This is a genomic window from Leucobacter aridicollis (assembly GCF_013409595.1).
In the GTDB taxonomy this organism is placed as follows: Bacteria; Actinomycetota; Actinomycetes; order Actinomycetales; family Microbacteriaceae; genus Leucobacter; species Leucobacter aridicollis.
The window spans coordinates 1,534,803-1,554,460 of sequence record NZ_JACCBD010000001.1 but is presented as its reverse complement, the minus strand read 5'-3'; the positions used below and the strand labels follow the sequence as shown (position 1 = coordinate 1,554,460).

General features: G+C 71.7%; 16 protein-coding genes. 5 read left to right on the top strand and 11 right to left on the bottom strand.

All coding sequences use genetic code 11. The features are described 5' to 3' along the window. Positions 1-30 precede the first annotated feature (30 nt). Positions 31-1,266 (top strand): aminotransferase class I/II-fold pyridoxal phosphate-dependent enzyme, encoded by a 1,236-nt coding sequence (locus tag BJ960_RS07160; protein WP_185986787.1) that lies wholly within the window; start codon positions 31-33, stop codon positions 1,264-1,266. Here the strand turns inward: BJ960_RS07160 and erm are convergent. From erm to BJ960_RS07145, 3 genes are all read right to left on the bottom strand, one after another. Continuing rightward, entirely contained in the window at positions 1,241-2,017 is a 777-nt protein-coding gene (gene erm, locus BJ960_RS07155) for a 23S ribosomal RNA methyltransferase Erm (protein ID WP_185986786.1), read from the bottom strand. The genes BJ960_RS07160 and erm overlap by 26 nt on opposite strands. Before the next feature lie 223 nt (positions 2,018-2,240). Further along, on the bottom strand, positions 2,241-2,933 hold the full coding sequence (locus BJ960_RS07150) for an SOS response-associated peptidase family protein (RefSeq protein WP_185986785.1): 693 nt from the start codon (positions 2,931-2,933) through the stop codon (positions 2,241-2,243). A 9-nt stretch (positions 2,934-2,942) separates the two neighbouring features. Next, positions 2,943-3,899 (bottom strand): LysR family transcriptional regulator, encoded by a 957-nt coding sequence (locus BJ960_RS07145; RefSeq protein WP_121078551.1) that lies wholly within the window; start codon positions 3,897-3,899, stop codon positions 2,943-2,945. 77 nt (positions 3,900-3,976) lie between these two features. Here BJ960_RS07145 and BJ960_RS07140 point away from each other — a divergent pair, with 77 nt between their 5' ends. Further along, on the top strand, positions 3,977-5,725 hold the full coding sequence (locus tag BJ960_RS07140) for an FAD-binding protein (protein ID WP_185986784.1): 1,749 nt from the start codon (positions 3,977-3,979) through the stop codon (positions 5,723-5,725). Between the two features lie 56 nt (positions 5,726-5,781). Here BJ960_RS07140 and BJ960_RS07135 read toward each other — a convergent pair whose 3' ends face one another. Next, positions 5,782-6,567 carry an SDR family NAD(P)-dependent oxidoreductase gene (locus tag BJ960_RS07135; RefSeq protein WP_185986783.1) on the bottom strand — a complete coding sequence of 262 codons (786 nt, stop codon included), beginning with the start codon at positions 6,565-6,567 and terminating at the stop codon, positions 5,782-5,784. Positions 6,568-6,652: 85 nt separating this feature from the next. On the opposite strand from BJ960_RS07135, the gene BJ960_RS07130 reads away from it, so the two are divergent. Then, positions 6,653-7,306 (top strand): TetR/AcrR family transcriptional regulator, encoded by a 654-nt coding sequence (locus BJ960_RS07130; protein WP_185986782.1) that lies wholly within the window; start codon positions 6,653-6,655, stop codon positions 7,304-7,306. A 285-nt stretch (positions 7,307-7,591) separates the two neighbouring features. Continuing rightward, a complete protein-coding gene (locus tag BJ960_RS07125) occupies positions 7,592-9,223 on the top strand; it encodes an ABC-F family ATP-binding cassette domain-containing protein (protein WP_185986781.1) in 1,632 nt (543 codons plus the stop codon). 31 nt (positions 9,224-9,254) lie between these two features. On the opposite strand, the gene BJ960_RS07120 is transcribed toward BJ960_RS07125, so the two are convergent. Then, a complete protein-coding gene (locus BJ960_RS07120) occupies positions 9,255-10,139 on the bottom strand; it encodes a LysR family transcriptional regulator (RefSeq protein ID WP_185986780.1) in 885 nt (294 codons plus the stop codon). Positions 10,140-10,218: 79 nt separating this feature from the next. On the opposite strand from BJ960_RS07120, the gene BJ960_RS07115 reads away from it, so the two are divergent. Then, on the top strand, positions 10,219-11,247 hold the full coding sequence (locus BJ960_RS07115; RefSeq protein ID WP_202229230.1) for an EamA family transporter: 1,029 nt from the start codon (positions 10,219-10,221) through the stop codon (positions 11,245-11,247). Here BJ960_RS07115 and BJ960_RS07110 read toward each other — a convergent pair. The 6 genes from BJ960_RS07110 to secA2 form a co-directional block, all read right to left on the bottom strand. Next, a complete protein-coding gene (locus BJ960_RS07110) occupies positions 11,159-12,343 on the bottom strand; it encodes a cysteine desulfurase family protein (protein ID WP_185986779.1) in 1,185 nt (394 codons plus the stop codon). The genes BJ960_RS07115 and BJ960_RS07110 overlap by 89 nt on opposite strands. Beyond that, positions 12,340-13,188, bottom strand: coding sequence for a carboxylating nicotinate-nucleotide diphosphorylase (nadC, locus tag BJ960_RS07105; protein WP_185986778.1), 849 nt, complete (start codon positions 13,186-13,188; stop codon positions 12,340-12,342). Before nadC ends, BJ960_RS07110 begins: the two co-directional genes overlap by 4 nt. A gap of 65 nt (positions 13,189-13,253) precedes the next feature. Next, the gene (locus BJ960_RS07100; protein ID WP_185986777.1) at positions 13,254-14,999 is read right to left on the bottom strand and encodes an L-aspartate oxidase; all 1,746 of its coding nucleotides are present in this window, start codon (positions 14,997-14,999) and stop codon (positions 13,254-13,256) included. Continuing rightward, positions 14,996-16,333, bottom strand: a complete 1,338-nt coding sequence (gene nadA, locus BJ960_RS07095) for a quinolinate synthase NadA (RefSeq protein ID WP_221936283.1) — start codon at positions 16,331-16,333, stop codon at positions 14,996-14,998. The genes BJ960_RS07100 and nadA overlap by 4 nt, the downstream gene beginning before the upstream one ends. Positions 16,334-16,385: 52 nt before the next feature. Next, positions 16,386-17,330: an NUDIX hydrolase gene (locus BJ960_RS07090; protein ID WP_185986776.1), complete on the bottom strand. Its 945-nt coding sequence runs from the start codon at positions 17,328-17,330 to the stop codon at positions 16,386-16,388. 81 nt (positions 17,331-17,411) lie between these two features. Further along, complete coding sequence (gene secA2, locus BJ960_RS07085) at positions 17,412-19,652, bottom strand: accessory Sec system translocase SecA2 (protein WP_185986775.1); 2,241 nt, start codon at positions 19,650-19,652, stop codon at positions 17,412-17,414. Positions 19,653-19,658: the final 6 nt, after the last annotated feature.

The window sequence follows — 19,658 nt, the reverse complement described above, 5'->3', positions numbered from 1 at the left end:
GCGCGGTGCACACCCCATAGTGTGGTGGGTATGGACTCACGGTGGAGAAATGTGGCGGCAGCGGCGGGACTCGCGGGCGAGGACGGATCAACAAAGCCGACGATCTTCGCCGAGATGAGCGCCCTCGCCGCCGCGACCGGCGCCGCGAACCTCGGGCAGGGGTTCCCCGACGAGGACGGGCCGGAGTGGATCCGGGAGGCCGCCATCGCGGCGCTGCGCTCGGGCGAGAACCAGTACCCGCCGGGACGCGGAGCGCTGGCCCTGCGTGAGGCGATCGCCGCCCACCAACTCCGCCACTACGGAATCGCGCTCGATCCAGAGTCCGAAGTGCTCGTGACTGTCGGCGCGACCGAGGCGCTCACCGCGGCGATCCTTGCGCTCGCTGGCCCCGGCGACGAGGTCGTCACGCTCGAACCGTTCTACGACTCGCACGCCGCCGCGATCGCGATGGCTGGCGCGACGCACGTCACCGTTCCGCTCGCGCCAACCGATGACGGTTTCGCGCTCGACCGCGCCGCACTCGATGCGGCGGTGGGCCAGGCGACCAGACTGATCCTCGTGAATACCCCGCACAACCCCACCGGTGCGGTGCTCACGCGCGCGGAACTCGCGGCAATCGCCGAGGCGGCGGCGCGGGCGGACGCGGTCGTTGTCACCGATGAGGTGTACGAACACCTGACGTTTGACGGCGCCGAGCACGTGCCGTTCGCCACGCTGCCAGGCATGCGCGAGCGCACGATCACCGTTTCATCGTCGGGCAAGACCTTCTCACTCACGGGGTGGAAGATCGGCTGGGCGACGGGGCCCGCGCAGCTCATCGAAGCGGTCACCGCGATCAAGCAGTTCCTCACGTACTCGGGCGGCGCCCCATTCCAGTCGGCGATCGCCCGGGCGCTGGCCGAGGGCGACGGCGACATCGCGGCGCTCCGGGAGACGCTTGACCGCCGCAGGCAGGTGCTGCTCGACAGCCTCGCCGCGGTCGGGTTCGGCACCGTCCGCCCCCAGGGCACGTACTTTGTCTGCGCCGACGCGACCCCGTTTCTCAACGCTGACGTGCCCGACGGCGCGGCGTTCGCAAGGTGGCTCCCCGCCGAGATCGGGGTCGCGTGCGTGCCGCTCGCCGCGTTCTGCCGCGCGGGGTCGGCAACGGCAGACAGGCTCCGCAACTGGGTGCGCTTCACCTTCGTGAAGGACGACGCAACGCTTGCGACCGCGATCGAACGCCTCGCGGCGCTCCGCCCTACGAGCGCCGTCGACGGGGGCTAACCCCGCGCCAGAGGATCGGCCACTGGTCAGCGCCAACGCTGCGAGGCAGCGCGCGTGACGCGACCCCAGCCTCCTGCAGCGCTCGGGTGGCCGCCCCCTGGTCTCCCCCGCACGCCGCGCGCACGGCGGCACCGAGTGAGCCACCCCGTGCGGTGAAGGAGCGCCGCACGAACGCGTCGTATGCGCGGCGCTCGGACTCGGGCACCCGCGGTCTGGGGCGCCGCCGGATTGCCAGTATCCCGCCGTCGATGCTCGGCATCGGCGAAAACGCGCGCGCTGGCACGCGACCGTGCAGCTCAAATTCGAACCAAGGGGCGGCCTGCGCGCTCATCATCGTACCGCCGCCAACGCCCGCGCGCTTGCGCGCGACCTCCCACTGTACGAGGAGGATCGCGTCGTACCACCCGGGCTCGGCGAGCAGGCGCCGTAGGATCGGTGTCGTGAGGTGAAACGGCAGGTTCCCGACGATGACGGGATCCGCGAACGGCACGCTGAGTGCGTCCCCGTCGCTCACCCGCGCTCCCGGCACGGTGCGCGCAAGTCGCGCGACGCCGTGTTCGTCAATGTCAATCGCGGTGAGCGGCCGTCGGAGCCGCGCGAGCGGCACGGTGAGAGCACCGTCACCAGCGCCGAGCTCGAGTATCGGGCCGCACGTCGAGGCGGTGAGCCCGGCAATGCGGTCGATCGTCGGGCGGTGGATAAGGAAGTTTTGGCCGAGCTCGTGTCGGCCACCGTGTTGTGAACGAGGCATGGGTGCACTCCAGAAGAAACGTCGTGGAGCGCCACCGGGGCGGGTGCGGCTTGTACGCCAATTCGACCCCGAGGCGCTGAGGGCTCTCGGAGGACGACGCGCGGAGCGAAGCTGCGGCGCGCCGTTAGGCGCGGCGCCGCCGCGTGCTACGTGCGTACGCCACTGCGCACGCACGAATCAATGTACCCATGCGGGCTACCCTACCGCGGCCGGGCGGGCCAGGCTAGAACAGCATCGGCTGCGCGTCTGGTGGAGCCGCCTTCGAGGCGCCCACTGCGGGCCCCGCCACCGGCCCGGCCGCGACGAGCGCCGCGGACAGCTCCTCCGAGGCACGGACCGCCCGCTCCACGAGCGACGCGTCGCCTTGCCTGGCCGGGTCGAGCCACTCGTCGTGCAGCGTTTCAGGAAGCACGAGGGGCATCCGGTTGTGCACCCGAGCGGCATCGGCGACTGCCTCCCGCGTCACGATCGAATAGCTCGTGAGCGCCTTCTCGGCGGTGGGGGCCGTGATCGCAGCGATCCCGAACGGCTCACCCCCGGGCAGTTCGAACCGCACACCCTTCTCGACGTACCAGCTCGCGGGTGCGAGCGCCCGGTGCTGGAACGGCTCGCGCCAGCTCTGCAGCAGCCTGTCCGAGCGTGAGTTGAACGCGGTGAACTTCGCGGGCTGGCCGCCCACGTGCAGCCACCACCACGCGAGCTCTGCCACGGGGCCTGTCTCCCCGCGCCGAATGATCGGGTTGAGATTCCGCGCGTTCCGGCCGGTGATCTTCGCCTCGCCATGCTGCTCGTCGAGCCAGCGGCGCACGAGCTCGAGCTGATCGTCGTCGCGGCCCGGCACGAACGCGAGCACGCCGACTCGCTCCCCCGTGGTCGAGGTCGGTCCGCGCAGCTCAAGTCCGTATCCGGCGCACATGGGGCAATGCTACCCCTGGGCGGGGCCGACGCGCCGGACGAGGGTCGTGAGCCTGGCGTCGTCGCTCGCGAACCTGTCCGCGGTCTCCCGGATGAGCGCGTGCATTGCCGCCCCTGCGTGTGTCGGCGTCATGTCGTGCCGCCGGGCGATGCTCACCGTGCGGGAGATGCCGGGGCCAGCGAGCGGGGCGACCCGCAACGTCGGCCGCTCGACGGCCACCATCGCGGGCACGACCACCACGCCGAGACCGCGTTCGGCGAAGCGCAGCGCGGCGTCCATCTCGACGCCCTCGACCGCGACGGCTGGGGTGAGGCCGCGCGCGCGGAATTCGGCGTCGAGGGCGGCGCGCAGGTCGTAGTTCTCGGGGAACATGATCTGCGGAACGGCGGCGAGATCCGCGAGGTCGACGGGGGTCGCGAGTGCGGCAGGCCAGGGGGCGTCGGCGCCGGCCGCGACGACGAGCTGCTCGGACAGGATCGGCTCGCGCTCGAGCACCGCCCTACCTGACTCAGACGACACGCTCGTCACGATGAGCGCGAGATCGAGCTGCCCCTCGACGAGTGCCGCGATGAGGCTCCGCGAGCCGCGCTCAAGGATCTCGATGTCGATCCCCGGGTAGCGGCTGCTGTACTGGGCGACAACCTCAACGACGAGGCTCGTGCAGAGCGTCGGGGTGGCGCCCAGCCTGATCCTGCCGCCCTGGAGCCCCGCGAGCTCGGCCATCGCGGCGGCCGCGGTCTCAGCGTCGGCAAGCATGCGCTTCGCGATCGGCAGCAGCCGCTCGCCCGCAGCGGTGAGCGAGACGTTGCCGCGCGCACGGTGGAACAGTTCGACGCCGAGCTCGGCCTCGAGTGTGGCGATCTGCCGGGACAGCGACGGCTGCGTCACGTGCAGCCCCTCGGCGGCGCGGGTGAAGTGGCTCGTGCGCGCGACCTCGGTAAAGCCTCGCAGTTGCTCAAGATTCATGGTCATAGCCTACGCGCATCGTCACGATGATAACTATTCATTGGATGTATCGAACGACAGTCCCTAACGTTGCTCTCATGACTGCACCAGGCACACACGAACGACTCATCTCCACGTCCGCGCTCGTCATCGGCACGGGCGGCGCGGGCCTCCGCGCGTCCATCGAACTCGCGGAGCGCGGGGTCCAGGTGCTCGCGGTCGGCAAACGCCGCAAGCACGACGCCCACACCACGCTCGCCGCGGGCGGGATCAACGCCGCCCTCGGCACGATGGACCCCGAGGACAGCTGGCAGCAGCACGCCGCCGACACGCTGCGCGAGTCGTACTTCCTCGCCGATCCGCACATCGTCGAGATCGTTGCGAAGAACGCCGCGCAGGGCATCGAGGACCTCGAGCGCTGGGGCATGCCGTTCGCGCGCGAGGCCGACGGGCGGATCAGCCAGCGCTTCTTCGGGGCGCACCTCTACCGACGCACCTGCTACGCGGGCGACTACACCGGCCTCGAGATCCAGCGCACCCTGCTCCGCCGCGCCCAGGAACTCCAGGTGCCAATCATCGACTCGATCTACATCACTCGGCTGCTCGTCGGCGACGGTCGCGTGTTCGGCGCATACGGCTTCGACATCGTCGACGGCACGCCCGTCGTCATCCACGCTGACGCCGTGATCCTCGCGGCCGGCGGCCACACGCGCATCTGGCGCAACACATCCTCGCGGCGCGACGAGAACACTGGCGACTCGTTCAGGCTCGCCGCCCTCGCCGGCGCGAAGATCCGCGACGCCGAGCTCGTCCAGTTCCACCCCTCCGGCATCCTCGAGCCCGCGGACGCCGCCGGCCTGCTCGTGTCCGAGGCCGCCCGCGGCGAGGGCGGGATCCTGCGCAACGCGCTCGGGGAGCGATTCATGGAGAAGTACGACCCGGAGCGGATGGAGCTCTCGACCCGCGACAGGGTCGCGCTCGCGAGCTACACCGAGATCATCGAGGGGCGCGGCACCACGAACGGCGGCGTCTTCCTCGACGTCTCGCACCTGCCACGCGAGCAGATCCTCGAGAAGCTCCCCCGCGTGTACCGCAACCTCATCGACCTGCAGATGCTCGACATCACGCAGAGCCCCATCGAGATTGCGCCGACCGCGCACTACTCGATGGGCGGAGTGTGGGTGAGCGCCGAGGAGCACGCGACGGGCGTCGACGGACTGTACGCAATTGGCGAGGCCGCGAGCGGGCTGCACGGGGCGAACCGCCTCGGCGGCAACTCGCTCATCGAGCTGCTCGTCTACGGCCGGCTCACCGGCGGCGACGCGGCGAGCTACATTTCGGGGCTCACGAGCATCACCCGCGACCCCGCCGCGGTCGCCGAGGCCCGCCAGGAGATGCAGCAGCTGCTCACCGGCGCCGGCGAGGAGAGCCCGCGCCTGCTCCAGCGCCAGCTGCGCAACCTCATGACCGAGCACGCTGGCGTCGTGCGCAGCGAGGAGGGCCTCACCGCAGGTCTCGAGAAGCTCGACGCACTCGGTGAGCGGGTCGCGAACCTCACGGCGCACCCCGACATCGCAGGCTTCGACGATCTCGCGCACGCGTTCGACCTGTACGGCTCCATGCTCGCCGCCCGGGCGACGCTCGAGAGCGCGCGCGAGCGCCGCGAGACGCGCGGGGCCCACAACCGGTCGGACTTCCCCGAACAGCGCGCGGCGCTGCGGGGCAACATGGTGTGGACCCCCGACGCGGGCGTCACGTTCGAGCCCGCAGCCGAGGCCCCGGACTCGTTCCGCGCGCTCGCGGAGCAGGGCATCGACGACTCTCCCGCAGGCAAGCTCGCCGAGTAGCGGGGTCTGCCGGAGCCGCTCGGAGCCATCCGAGCGGCTCCGGCACGCCGGCGCTCCTAGAAGTGGGTGCCGCCGTCGATCCGCACCTCAGTGCCCGTGATGAACTTCCCGTCGGCGCTCGCGAGCATCGCAACAACACTCGCGACGGACTCGGGGCCCGCGTATCCGGTTCCGAGGACTGGGCTCAGCTTCATGAACAGCGACATGTCTGCGTCCTCGGGCAGTCCCGGCCCGCGGTTCTGGCCGCTCGCGCCGGACCCGTCGGTCATGCCGGAGGAGATGGAGCCGGGCTGCACCGAGGTGAACCGGATGCCGTCTTTCGCGTACTCCGACGCGAGCGCATGGGTCATCGACTGGACGCCACCCTTCGACGCCGCGTACGCCGCCATGTACGGGTGGGCGAAGTCAGCCGAGGTTGAGCTGAAGTTCACGACCGCGGCGTCGGTTCCCTGCGTGAGCGCAGGGATTGACTCGCGGATCACAGTGAACGCGCCGACGAGGTTCACGCGCAGTACCTGTTCGAACTCCGCGACGCTCGTCTCGTGCGTGTGCGAGGAGCGGAGGATGCCCGCGGCGTTCACGAGCACATCGAGCCCGCCCAGCCGCTCGACGGCGGCCGCAACGCCGGCCCGCACCGACTCCTCCTCGGCGACGTTCAGCACCACCGTCGAGAGCCTGTCAGCGCTCGCGCCTGCCTTCGCGGTCGTGTCAGCGAGACCCGCCTCACTCATGTCTGCGGCGACGACTCGGCCGCCCTCCGCGAGCATGCGCAGCACGGTCGCCTGGCCGATCCCTGATCCGCCGCCGGTCACGAGCGCGCGGCGATTCTCGTAGCGATTCATGGGGTTCCTCTCATTCAGTCAGCCACCTCCGAACAACGGGTGGCACGTCATGCCACTATGGCACATCGTGCCGTATACTTGCCTCATGCACCCCTCGGACGCACGCACGCCCGCCGCCAGCGAGACCCCCGCCCAGACCCTCGCTGAACGCCGCCGCGATGCGACCAGGCTCGAGGTCGCCCGGGCGGCGGCCGGCCTGTTCGCCGAGCACGGCCCGCAACACGTCACTGCGGAGGCGATCGCCCAGGCCGCGGGCATCTCGCTCCGCACGTTCTACAGGCACTTCTCGGCGAAGGAAGACGCGATCACCCCGCTCCTGACGTCGGGAGCAGACAACTGGGTGCGGCTGCTCGCCGACGCCCCCGAACGCGACCCGCTCACGCTGTTTCCGCGCCTCATCGACGAGGTCCTCCTCCCCCAGACAGCGGCCGATCGTGAGGAGCTTCGCGTCACCCGCGGCGTGCTCCGCAGTATCGCCGAGACGCCGCTCCTGCGCGCCGTCTGGCATCGGGTGAATGCCGATTCCGAGGCGCGCCTCCGCCCGATCCTGAGCGAGTTGTGCGGCCCCGGCGTCGACCCGCTCGACGTGAGAATCCTCGCAACGGTCGCGTCAGACGCGATCAGGCTCGGGCTCGAGCACTGGGCGGCCGGCGACGCCGATCCTGATGGCGCGGAAGGCGTCCCCGCGGCGATCGCGCAGCAGGTCTTCGCGCGCCTCTCCCGCGGCCTCGCCGCATAGCGCCACGCCCGGCGTGCTATTCTGGCCCGCATGGAGATGATTGAGGTGGATGGCATCTAGCCCCCGCGCTACCGCCGCCGTCAGCACGAGTGGGCCCTGCCCCGTGCGTTGACCGCCCCGGAGCGATTCGCTGCGAACCTCCATCCGTGCTCCGCGCCGCGCCCCATCGGGGCCTCACACTGGCGCGCCAGGATGCTTCGGTTCGTTTGCCCCACGACGGGCACGCAATTCGAACACGATTCCGGCGACCCCACGGTCCGCCGAGGAAAGAGGGCACCCCTCACCATGTTGCATTCCGCATCACACGCGCAGGCTCAGAAGTCTGCAATCACACTCCGCGATGTCACCCTGGAGTGGCCCGACGGCTCCGTCGCACTCGATCGCGTGAGCGGCTCGTTCCTGCCCGGCCGGACCGGGCTCGTCGGCAAGAACGGCGCCGGCAAGTCGACGCTGCTCCGCCTCATCGCGGGCGAGCTCGCACCGACCTCGGGCCACATCGACACCGCCGGCGACGTCGGCTACCTCGCGCAAACGCTCACGCTCGCAGGCGACGCGACGATCGCGGACCTGCTCGGCATTCACGGCATCCTCGACGCGATCCGCGCCATCGAGTCCGGCGACGTGGCCGAGGCGCACTTCGATACGATCGGTGACGACTGGGATATCGAGTCGCGCGCGGACGAGGCGCTCGGCCGCATCGGGTTTGCGGCGAGCGATCTGGATCGCCGCGTCTCCGAAGTCTCGGGCGGTGAGGCGATGCTCATCGCGATCACCGGGCTCCGGATCCGCCGCACCGCGATCACGCTCCTCGACGAGCCGACGAACAACCTCGACCGGCCGACGCGCGCCCGGCTCGCCGAACTCATCGACGAATGGCCGGGCACCCTCGTCGTCGTGAGCCATGACCTCGAGCTGCTCGAGCGCATGGAACACACGACCGAGCTCCACGCCGGGACGCTGACGACCTTCGGCGGGCCCTACTCCGAGTGGCAGGCGCACCTCGAGCAGGAGCAGGCCGCCGCGCTGCAGGCCGCTCGCTCCGCGCAGCAGACGCTGAAATCGGAGAAGCGCCAGCGCGTCGAGGCCGAGACGAAGCTCGCCAGGCGTGAGCGCACCGCGAAGAAGACCCAGAAGGACGGCGGCATCCCGAAGATCATCCAGGGCAGGCGCGCAAGCAGCGCCCAGGAGGCGGCCGGATCGCTTCGAAACACGCTCGACGACAAGGTACGGGCCGCCCAGTCGGCGCTCGACGCCGCCGACGCGCGCGTGCGGGAAGACGAGCACATTCACCTCACACTTCCCGACCCCGGGGTGCCGCGCGGCAGGCGGATCGCCGAGTTCGAGGACGGCGGACGCACCGTCGTCGTGCAGGGGCCCGAGCGTGTCGCCATCGTCGGGGCGAACGGCAGCGGCAAATCGACGCTCATCGCCCAGCTGCTCGGGCAGCGGGAGGGCGACCCGGATCGTCCGGCCGCGCGGCTCGTGACCGACACCGTCGGCTACCTGCCGCAGCGGCTCGACGGCCTCGTGGACGACGAGAGCGCGATCCAGAACGTGCAGCGCGTCGCGCCAGGCACCGAGCAGGGAGCGATCCGCAACCAGCTCGCCCGGCTGCTGCTCCGCGGCGATGCGGTCGACAGGCCCGTGCGGACGCTCTCCGGCGGCGAACGCTTCCGCGTCTCGCTCGCGACCCTACTGCTCGCTGACCCGCCCGCGCAGCTGCTCGTGCTCGACGAGCCGACCAACAACCTCGACATCGCAAGCGTCCAGCAGCTCGCCGAGGCGCTTGACGCCTACCGCGGCGCGCTACTCGTGGTGAGCCACGACTTCGGGTTCCTGAAGCGCATCGGCATCGATACGGTGCTCGCGCTCGACGAGGAGGGGCGCATGTCGCAGCTCCCCGAGCTGCCGGAGTAGCTGATGGTCGCGGCGTAGCTGGGCGCGGACTTTACCCGCGCGCGAGACCGCCGCGCTCGACCGTTCGCAGGAACGTGAGCGCGGCGGGCGACGGGTTGAACTCGCTCCAGGCGAGGTACTCGACCCTGCCTGGCCCGTCGGCCAGCTCGACGGTCGCAACGCCGGGCACTCCGGCGACGAGGGCAGGCGCGAGCAGCGCGACGACGAGCCCGTGCCGCACGAGTTCGATGACGATCCCCATGTCCATCACCTCGAACGAGACCTCGCGGTGCACGCCAGCCGCGGCGAACGCGAGATCGGACTGCGCGCGCCCCGGCGTGCTCACGGGGAAGTCGACGAATGTCTCGCCGGCGATCTCGGCGAGGCGCACCCGCCGCTTGCCCGCGAGCGGATGCTGCTCCCCCACGACCGCGACGAACCGCTCGCGGACGAGCTCGCGATGGGCGACACCGCTCGGCGGTTCCCCCTCGGGAAGCCCGAGTACGGCGACGTCCATCCGCCCGGCGGCAATCGCCGCGACGAACTCGTTGCTTCCGCCGCCACGTAGCGCGATCTGCACGGCAGGATGCGCGCGGTGAAACGCGGCAAGCGCAGCCGGCGCGTCAACGGCCGTCACGGTCGGGATCAGCCCGATCGTCAGCGTGCCCCGCACCTCGCCGGCTGCCGACGCGGCGTCCGCGTGCGCGCGCTCGGCAGACTCGAGGCTCGCGCGGGCGTGTGGCAGAAAGGCCTCGCCGGCGGCGGTGAGCTCCACGCGGCGGCTCGTGCGCGCGAACAGCCGCACCCCGAGCTCGCGCTCGAGCGCCTTCACCTGATGACTCAGGGCCGATTGGACGACGCGACAGCGTTCGGCCGCGCGGGTGAAGTTCCGCTCCTCGGCGACCGCGACGACGTATCGCATCTGCTGCAGCTCCATGAGATCAATGATCTCAGTTCATGAATACAATCACAATTATGCGTTGGACTGATTGACGGGGCGCGAGCACGATGGAACCGTGAACACCCCATCAGTACCAACAGCCCCGCTGACAGCCGCCGCCCCGCGATCCCGCGCCTCGCTCATCGCGCTCACCGCGCTCGCCCCAGCAATCTGGGGCACGACCTACCTCGTGACGACGCACCTGCTCCCCGACGGCCACCCGCTCTTCGCCGCCCTCATGCGGTCGCTCCCCGCTGGCCTGATCGCGCTCCTCATCACCCGGTCCCTCCCGCGCGGCTCCTGGTGGCGGAAGAGCCTCGTGCTCGGCACGCTGAACATGGCCGCCTTCTTCCCGCTGCTCTTCGTCTCGGCGCAGCACCTCCCGGGCGGCGTCGCTGCGACGCTCGGCGCGGGCCAGCCGATCATCGTCGCGTTCCTCGCGGTCGCGATCCTCGGTGAGCGGCTCTCCGGCTGGCGTCTGGGCTGGGGCATCGTCGGCGTCGTCGGCGTCGGGCTCGTCGTACTCGGCCCGGGCGCCGGGTTCTCCCCCGTCGGCATCCTCGCGGGGCTCGCCGGAACCATGTCGATGGGCGTTGGCGTCGTCCTCACGAAGCGCTGGGGCAGGCCCGAGGGCGTCTCTGCGATGGCGCTCGCCGGCTGGCAGCTCACCGCGGCCGGCCTCGTCCTCGCAGGCCCCGCGCTGCTCATCGACGGTGTCCCGCCCGTGATCGACGCGGGCGCGGTGTGGGGGTACGCCTGGCTTGCAGTATTCGGGGCGCTGGCGAGCTACACCATCTGGTTCTCCGGGATCAGGCAGCTGCCCGTGACCTCGACCGCCCTGCTCGGGCTGCTGTCGCCGCTCGTCGCCGCCGCGCTGGGCGTGCTCGTCGCGGGCGAGTCGCTCGCGCCCGTGCAGATCCTCGGCTTCGGCGTCGCCCTCGCCGCGATGCTCGCGGGGCAGCTCGCGCCGCCGGCGCTCGGCCAGCCGCGCACGGCCCCCAGCCCCGGCAGCGGCCTCAGCCTGCGACGCCCCGCAGCACCTCGGCCCGCAGCACGCGAACGATCCGATCGAGCGTCTCGCTCGGAAGCGGGCCTGCAAGGCTGAACCGAACGGCGGTCTGCGCGAGCTCGTCGGAGACGCCCAGTGCGAGCAGCACCGGCGACGGCTCGGACTTGCCAGCCGCGCACGCCGAGCCCGACGAGACCGCAAGCCCGGCAGCGTCGAGCGCGACAAGCAGCGACTCACCGCTCACCCCGCGCACGGTGAACGACGCGTGACCGGGCAGCCGCTCCGTCGGATGCCCGGTGAGCCGGGCGCCGGGCACCTCAGCGAGGATCCTGTCGGTGAGCGCGTCCCGGCTCTCCATGAGCGCGAGCGCGGCCGACCCGATCTGCGCCGTCGCCGCGCTGACCGCCGCGGCGAACCCCGCGATCCCCGCGACGTTCTCGGTCCCGGAGCGCGCCCCGCGCTCCTGCCCGCCGCCGTGGATGATGGGTTCGATCCGCAGCCCGCTTCGGGCGACGAGGGCGCCCACCCCCTGGGGACCGCCAAACTTGTGCGAGGCGACGGTCAGCGCGTCGACTGCCCCACCCGGCCACGCGCCCGCCGCGCCCACCGAGACGGGGAGCGAGGCCGCCGCCTGCACCGCGTCAGTGTGCACGATCGCCCCGATCTCACGCGCGAGGGCAGCGAGCGCTGGCACGTCCTGCACCGTGCCGACCTCGCCGTTCGCGAGCCCGACCGAGACGAGCGTCGTGTCGGTCCGCAGCGCCGCGCGAAGATCGGCGGGGCCCACCCGGCCCTCGCCGTCGACGGGCAGCACGGTGAGCTCGAAGCCGAACACCCGCTCGAGGTAGCGGCACGATTCGAGCACCGAGGAGTGCTCGATCGCCGTCGTGACAAGGTGCCGGCCGCGGGGGCTGGCGAGCGAGAGGCCGACGATTGCGAGCGAGTTCGCTTCCGTCCCGCCCGAGGTGAAGATCACATCTCCCGGGCGGGCGCCGAGCGCCGCGGCGACGCGCGCGCGTGCCGCCTCGATTTCCTCGCGCGCGCGAAACCCCGGCGAGTGCACGCTCGACGCGTTCGCCTGCCCGGCGGTAAAGACCCGCAGCATCGCGTCGAGTGCCTCGGGCCGCAGCGGCGCCGTGGCGGCGGCGTCGAGGTAGCTGCCGGATCCGGATCCGCGGTCGGGCTCGGTCATTCCGCGTCGAGCCCGAGGTCGAGCGCCCGGGCACCGTGCGTGAGCAATCCGACAGAGATCACGTCGACGCCGGTCTCGGCGATCCCGGCGACGGTGTCGAGGTTCACGCCGCCGCTCGCCTCCGCGAGCGCGCGGTCGCCGATGAGTTCGACGCCGGCCCGCAGGTCAGCGAGGGAGAAGTTGTCGAGCAGCACCCCGGTCGGGTTCCCGGCGAGCACGGCCTCAATCTGGTCGAGTCGATCCACCTCGACGACGATGGAGGTCGTGTGCCCGGCCTTGGCGCGGAGGGTGGCGAGCGCGGCCGTGGTCGTGGCCGCGTCGACCGCCCCGAGCGCCGCGAGGTGGTTGTCTTTCACCATGATCGCGTCGGAGAGACCGAAGCGGTGGTTCGATCCCCCACCGGCGGCCACGGCGTGCTTCTCGAGCGCGCGGAGGCCCGGCGTCGTCTTGCGCGTGTCGGCGATCCGCGCGCCCGTGTGCGCGACCAGGGCGACGAACGTCGACGTGAGCGTCGCGATGCCGCTCATGCGCTGGCTGAAGTTCAGGGCGACCCGCTCACCCGTGAGCACCGCGCGGGCCGGGCCGGCGATGCGCGCGAGCACGTCGCCGGCGATGAAGGCAGTGCCCTCCGGCGCGAGACCCGTGACCGTGACGCGGTCGTCGACCTGCCTGAAGGTCTCGGCGATGAGCGGCCCGCCAGCGAACACGCCCGACTCGCGCGCGACGACGCGCGTGGCGAGTGTCGCGTCCTCGGGGATTGCGAGCGCGACAGTGAGGTCGCCCCACGGGGCGTCCTCCGCCAGTGCGCGCTGGACGACGTCTGAGATGATCTGCGGGGTAAGCACGTGACGGCTCCTCGGGCTGGTGGTGGAAGTCGGATGGGCTGGGGCGTCGGCGAGGGCGGGGCGCGCTAGCCGACGGCGACGGGTTCTCGCGCGGCCTCCAGGACGAGCGCGCGGCGCCCGCCCCAGTCGGGGTCGGTCGCCGGGTAGTCGGCCCGTTGATGTGCGCCGCGAGATTCGGTGCGGGCGCGCGCGGCCGCGCACACGAGGCCAGCGAACTCTGCGAGATCGGAGCCGCGCGACGCCTCCCGGTGGAAGACGCGCGCGGCGGCGGCGAGCCCTGCGGCGTCGCGTTCGATCCCGAGGGCGGCGGCGATCGCGTCCGTGACGCCGCTCACGTCCGTGGCCCCGCCGACCGCCCCCTCGGCGGCGCCCTCGGCGGTTCCATCAGCGATCCTCTCGGCGGCGCCAGCCCCACCCCTGGCAGGGTCACCCGGGCGTCGCACGGGCTCGGCGGCGAGGCGGACACCGAGGTCTGCCGCGGTGACGCCCCAGTCCTGGTGGCCAGACGCCGCGAAGGCCGCGGCCGCGGCGCCCGCCCGCTCGCCGAACACGAGCCCCTCAAGCAGCGAGTTTGAGGCGAGTCGGTTTGCGCCGTGCACGCCGGTCGACGCGGCCTCGCCAGCAACGAACAGGCCCGGGAGCGTGCTGCGGCCGAGCGTGTCGCTCGCGACGCCGCCCATCGTGTAGTGGGCGGCGGGCGTCACCGGAACGGGCTCGCGCGTCCAGTCGTGCCCGTGGGCCGCGAGTGCGGCAGAGATGCCGGGGAACATCCTCGCGAGGGATCCGGCACCGCGCTCACGCTCGATCGGGGTCGCATCGAGAAACACGGCGCCCAGCGCGTTCGCGCCCAGGCCCGGTCCTGCCGCGCCGCCAGCGCGCGCGACGCGGTGGATCTCGCGTGCGACGACATCGCGCGGGGCTAGCTCGGCGAGCGGGTGGCGGTCCTGCATGAATCGCCGCCCGGCCGCGTCGCGCAGCACCGCGCCGGCGCCGCGCACGGCCTCCGAGACGAGCTCGCCGGTCTCGAGCGCCGTCGGGTGGAACTGCACGAACTCGAGGTCCGCGACGAGCGCGCCCGCGCGCGCAGCGATCAGGATCCCCTCTCCCCTCGCTCCCGCGTGGTTCGTCGTGCGCGGGAACATGGCAGCGTAGCCGCCCGTCGCGAGCACGACCGCGTCCGCGCGCTGCTCGGTGGCGTCGGCGGGTGCGGTAGCCGCCGCAGCGGTGAACGGGGCCGAGGGGCCGGACTGAGCTAGCGGGCCTGACGGAGCCGGCAGCCCAGACTGTGCAGTGGCTGGCCGCAGTCGTGCACCGACGACCTGGCCGGCCTCGACGATGAGCGAAGCGACCGCGACCTCCTCGCGGAGCTGGAGCCTGCCGGCTGCTTCCTCGGCGAGCGCGCAGTCCGCAAGGAACGCGTGCAGGGCCGCCCCGGTGCGGTCACCGCCCGAGTGGAGGATACGCGGCAGACCATGCGCGCCCTCAAGCCCGAGGCTGACGGACCCGTCGCTGGCTCGGTCGACCGGCAGCCCGGCGTCGAGCAGCTCGCGCACGATCCGCGCCCCCTCGGTGGTGAGTACGCGCGCGGCCGCCGTATTCACGATCCCCGCGCCCGCCGAGAGGGTATCTGCGAGGTGCGCCTCGGCGGTGTCCCCCGGCCCGACCGCCGCGGCGATGCCGCCCTGCGCGAGGGCGGTGTTGCCGCCGTCGCGCAGGCGACCCGGCGTCGCGAGCACCACGTCGGCGCCCCGGGCCACCGCCGCGAGCGCGCACGACAGCCCGGCGACGCCTGCGCCGACGACGAGGATCATGGCTTGGCCGCGAGCATCCGCTCGAGCGCGATCCGCGAGTCGCCGGCGACGCTCTCGGACACGCTGATCTGGTTGGGGACCTGACCCGCGAGCAGCGATTCGAGCGTCCACGCGAGGTAGGCGGGGTGGATCCGGTACATCGTCGAGCACGGGCAGACCACGGGATCGAGGCAGAAGATCGTGAGATCGGGCCGCTGCTGCTGGAGCCGGTTCACGAGGTTGATCTCGGTGCCAATCGCGAGCACCGTGCCAGGCTCCGCGGCCTCGACCTCCTTGCGGATGTACTCTGTCGATCCCGCACCGTCCGCCGCCTCCACGACGGGTGCCGGGCATTCGGGGTGCACGATGACCCGCACGCCGGGGTAGTCGGCGCGCGCCTGCTCGATCTGCGCGACGGTGAAGCGCTTGTGCACCGAGCAGAAGCCGTTCCACAGGATGACCTTCGAGTCCCTGAGCTGCTCCGCCGTGTTTCCGCCGAGCGCGAGGTGCGGGCGCCAGAGCGGCATAAGCTCCTCGGGGATCCCCATCGCCTTCGCGGTGTTGCGGCCGAGGTGCTGGTCGGGGAAGAACACGACGCGCTGACCGCGCTCGAACGCCCACTCGAGCACGGTGCGCGCGTTCGAGGAGGTGCAGACGATGCCGCCGTTGCGCCCGCAGAACGCCTTGATCGCTGCGGACGAGTTCATGTAGGTGACCGGGATGACAGGCTGCAGGTCGCCCTCGGCAGCTGGCCCGAGCGCCGCGGTCAGCTCGTTCCAGCACGCCTCGACCTGCTCGATCGTCGCCATGTCGGCCATCGAGCAGCCCGCGGCGAGGTTCGGCAGGATCACCGACTGTTCGGGCCCGGAGAGAATGTCCGCGGTTTCGGCCATGAAGTGCACACCGCAGAACACGAACGACTCCGCCTCCGGGTGCTGCTTCGCGGCCTGCGCGAGCATGAACGAGTCGCCGACGAAGTCCGCGTACTTCACGATCTCGTCGCGCTGGTAGAAGTGCCCGAGGATCCGAACGCGATCGCCGAGTGCGGTCTTTGCCGCCGTGATCCACTCGTCGAGCTGCTCGTCGCTCGCGCGCGTGTAGCGCTCAGGGAGCGGCCCCTGACGCGGCGCGGTCCCGGGGATCACATCTTCGACGGAGGCTCCCGGCCCGTACCCGGGCTTCGTGTCGATCGCCCACGGGTCACTCGCGAGTTCGGTGTCGCACGACGACACCTTGCCCGTCGCCCGGAGCGCGATCGGCTTCCGGTGCGGGGCAGACGCCGGCCGGCCGGGTCGCTCGGATCCAGCCGCTTCGCGGGCTGCCGCACCGCGGATGAGTTCGTGCACGCTGCTCATGAGTTGGTCCTCACGTTTCGTTGGGTGGTGTCTGGGTTGGGGTGCGGGGCGCTCACGGCCGGTCTGGCTCGCTGAACCGGTACAGCCTCGCGGGCCGGTGCGCGCCGCCCGAATCGAGCTCGCCGGTGTCGATGAGCCCGCCGCGGGCGAGGGATTGTCGCCGAAAGTTTGCCGGGTCGACGGCCTGGCCGAGAATCGCTTCGGTGACCGCGCGGAGCTGACCCAGCGTGAACGATTCCCCGAGGAACCGGTGCGCAACGGCCGCATACTCGGTCTTCGCGCGGAGCCGCGCAACCGCGTGGTCGATAATCTCGGCGTGGTCGAAGGCGAGCTGCGGCAGCGCATCGATCGAGAACCAGGCGACGTTCTCACCCGCGGGCTGCTCGAGCGCTTCCGCGGTCTCCGCCGCGCCGGCGTCGCCGCTGTCGCGCGAGGAGAGCGGCGGCAGCGGGTCGTCCCAGCGACGGGGCCGGGGAGCCGGGGGCTGCTCGCGATCCTGATCCTGATCCTGATCCTGATCCTGATCTCGTTCCTCATCCCGGGCGGCCTCCCGCCCCCGCGGTCGCTCCCCCTCCCGCGCCGGTTCGGCGTCGAGCTCGCGTTCGCCGTACTGCGCCCAGTACGCGATGGTCACGAGGCGCTGCGCGTCCGCCGAACGCTCGATGCCGCCGAAGGAATACAGCTGCTCAAGGTGGCGCGGGTCCCGACGGGCGGCGGCGCGGAGCGTGCGCAACGCGGTGTCGGCGAGCGTCTCATCCCATTCGGTCGGCCCGCCAGGAAGGGCCCACTCGCCGAGGAAGGGCGCGCGGGTCCGGCGCACCAGCGGGAGCCACATGGTGGGCGGGGCGGCGATGGCTGTGCTGCTGCCGTGTGCCGCGTCCGAGGCGGCGCCGCGCTCGGCGTCGACCGGCGGGCGGAGAGCGAACGCGACGACCGAGACCGCCACCGCGGGCGGCAGGTAGCGACGTTCGGCGACGCTGGCGCGCTGGTAGTGCATCCCCGCTCCGTCCATTCGGTACTTAAAGTCACTCTGACCATAAGGCAGCCTACGCTCATTTCCGCGCCTGTCAAACCGACGCTAGCGGCGAAACATGCGCTGCAACCCACGGACCGCACGGTCGGCCCGCGTTCCGAGCGGGTTATCGACGAGCATGTAGGTCCACGTCGCTGAGGGCCGGCGCACCGCTGCCGCGACCCCCGCGAGCAGGTGATCTGGGTCGAGGCCTCGCAGCACTTCGACGACGTTGTCGTGCAGCGTGTCGAAGAAGCCGTCGAACTCCCGCAGCGCCTCAAGGTGGAATGCTGCGGTCGGCGATTCGTCTGCGAGCGCGCGCAGGTGGATGCCGTCGCGCAGCTCGCCCAGGATGTCGAGGTGCTCGGTCCACAGCTCGTCGAGCTGCCAGAGCCCGACGTCGCGGCACGCACGCTCAACTGCTGGCAGGCCTGCGCGGGCCACAAGCTCAGCGAACAGCGCCGGCGCGCGCAGCCGGACACCCGCGGCCGCTGATCCTTCGCCGACCAGCCACGCCTCTCGCGTGCCGAGCACCGTGCGCCGCTGCTGTGAGACCGCGAGCGAGTACGCCCACGCGTTCCGGTGCGCGTCCAGGCGCAGCGCGGTGGCGACCTGTTGGGCCGCGAGCGCCGCCTCGCGGACGGCGCGTTCTGCGACCGCGCCCGAGCGCGCCTCTGCGCGCCGCCGGAGAAACTCCGGCGCGTGCTCGGCGAGCAGTTCGTCGTCGAGCGAGACGTAGGCGACGGCCGATCCAGGATCGCCCTGCCTGCCCGCCCTCCCCCGCAGTTGGGCATCGAGCCGGCCTGTGGGGTGCAGGCCGTCGGCGATGACCCGTAGCCCACCGGCGGCGAGCACTCGATCACGGAGCGACTCACCGGCGCCGCCGAGGCGAATATCGGTGCCCCGCCCCGACATCTGTGTGGAGATCGTGACCGCGCCGGGTGATCCGGCCTCAGCGACGAGCGCCGCCTCCGCAGCATCGTTGCGGGCGTTGAGCACGCTCGCGGCGATACCACGATCCGCGAACGCTGCGGCGAGCGCCTCCGACTCGCGCACGGACTGCGTCCCGATGAGCACCGGCCGATCGACCGCAACGCACGCAGCGACGTCGCGCCCCATCGCGTCGAGCTTCTCGGCCCGCGTGAGCGTCGCAACCATGGGCTCGTCCACCCGGCGGCTGGGGCGAGTGCGCTCGACCCGGCCCGTGGCGAGCCCGTAGAACTCGAGCAGCTCCTCGGCGACGTCGACGAGGGTACCGCTCATCCCGGCGAGCGACGCATAGCGGGTGAGAAGCTCCTGTATTGTCAGCGAGTCGAGGATCACCCCGGGACGGGTAGCCGCGATCCCTTCAGCGGCCTCGACCGCGGCGTGCAGGCCGTCCGGCCAGCGCTGCAAGGTGGCGATCCGCCCTCGCCCCTCGTTGACGAGCTGCACCGCTCCGTCGCGCACCACGTAGTCGACGTCCTTCCTCGCAACCGCCACCGCCATGAGCGCGACGTTCACCTTCGAGAGCGAGTCGCCGCTCCCCGCCGCGTAGAGATCCACTCCAAGCTCCCGTTCAAGCTCGATCGCGCCCTCGTCGGTGAGGAACGCGGTCGACCGCTCGGTGTCGAGCTCGTAGTGCGCGCCCTCAGTGAGCCGCTGCACGGCTGCGACCTCTCGGGTGAAGTCCTGCGGCGCTGACGCTCGCTCACCGGCGAGGACGAGCGGAGCGACAGCCTCATCGATCATCACCGCGTCCGCCTCGTCGACGATCGCTGCGTCAAGGACCGGGCGCACCCGCTCCCCCTCGTCGAGCGCAATCCCGTCGCGGAGCACGTCGTAGCCGATCTCGGCGACCGCGGCGTAGAGGATGTCTGCGCGGTACGCCTCCCGGCGGGCGTCAGCCGTGCTGTGCTGCCCGATCGCCGCGACGGTCAGGCCGAGCGAACGGTAGAGGGGCGCCATCCATGCGGCGTCCCTGTCAGCGAGGTAGTCGTTCGCCGACAGCACGTGCACTTGGCGCCCGCTGCGTGCGAGACTCGCGGCGGCTAGCGCACCGGCGAGGGTCTTCCCCTCTCCGGTGTCCATCTCAACCCCGTAGCCGGCCATGAGCGCGGCAGCAGCCTGCAGTTGCCGCCGCGTCGGCTCCATTCCGAGCGCCTCATGGCTCGCCGCGGCCACCGCGGCGAGCTCTGGGGTGATCGAGGGGTCGAGCTCCGAGGTGGTCGAGGGGTCGAGTCGGGCGAACGAGACTGCGCCCGGCGCCCCGGTCGCCCGGCGCAGGAACGAACGCACGGCCTCTTGGACCATCGTGGACCAGAGCACGATGCT

Excerpts from the sequence above, each read along its gene's own strand:
- BJ960_RS07160 (WP_185986787.1), top strand. The coding sequence starts at position 31 with ATGGACTCACGGTGGAGAAATGTGGCGGCAGCGGCGGGACTCGCGGGC.
- erm (WP_185986786.1), bottom strand. The coding sequence starts at position 2,017 with ATGCCTCGTTCACAACACGGTGGCCGACACGAGCTCGGCCAAAACTTC.
- BJ960_RS07150 (WP_185986785.1), bottom strand. The coding sequence starts at position 2,933 with ATGTGCGCCGGATACGGACTTGAGCTGCGCGGACCGACCTCGACCACG.
- BJ960_RS07145 (WP_121078551.1), bottom strand. The coding sequence starts at position 3,899 with ATGAATCTTGAGCAACTGCGAGGCTTTACCGAGGTCGCGCGCACGAGC.
- BJ960_RS07140 (WP_185986784.1), top strand. The coding sequence starts at position 3,977 with ATGACTGCACCAGGCACACACGAACGACTCATCTCCACGTCCGCGCTC.
- BJ960_RS07135 (WP_185986783.1), bottom strand. The coding sequence starts at position 6,567 with ATGAATCGCTACGAGAATCGCCGCGCGCTCGTGACCGGCGGCGGATCA.
- BJ960_RS07130 (WP_185986782.1), top strand. The coding sequence starts at position 6,653 with ATGCACCCCTCGGACGCACGCACGCCCGCCGCCAGCGAGACCCCCGCC.
- BJ960_RS07125 (WP_185986781.1), top strand. The coding sequence starts at position 7,592 with ATGTTGCATTCCGCATCACACGCGCAGGCTCAGAAGTCTGCAATCACA.
- BJ960_RS07120 (WP_185986780.1), bottom strand. The coding sequence starts at position 10,139 with ATGGAGCTGCAGCAGATGCGATACGTCGTCGCGGTCGCCGAGGAGCGG.
- BJ960_RS07110 (WP_185986779.1), bottom strand. The coding sequence starts at position 12,343 with ATGACCGAGCCCGACCGCGGATCCGGATCCGGCAGCTACCTCGACGCC.
- BJ960_RS07100 (WP_185986777.1), bottom strand. The coding sequence starts at position 14,999 with ATGATCCTCGTCGTCGGCGCAGGCGTCGCCGGGCTGTCGTGCGCGCTC.
- nadA (WP_221936283.1), bottom strand. The coding sequence starts at position 16,333 with ATGAGCAGCGTGCACGAACTCATCCGCGGTGCGGCAGCCCGCGAAGCG.
- BJ960_RS07090 (WP_185986776.1), bottom strand. The coding sequence starts at position 17,330 with ATGCACTACCAGCGCGCCAGCGTCGCCGAACGTCGCTACCTGCCGCCC.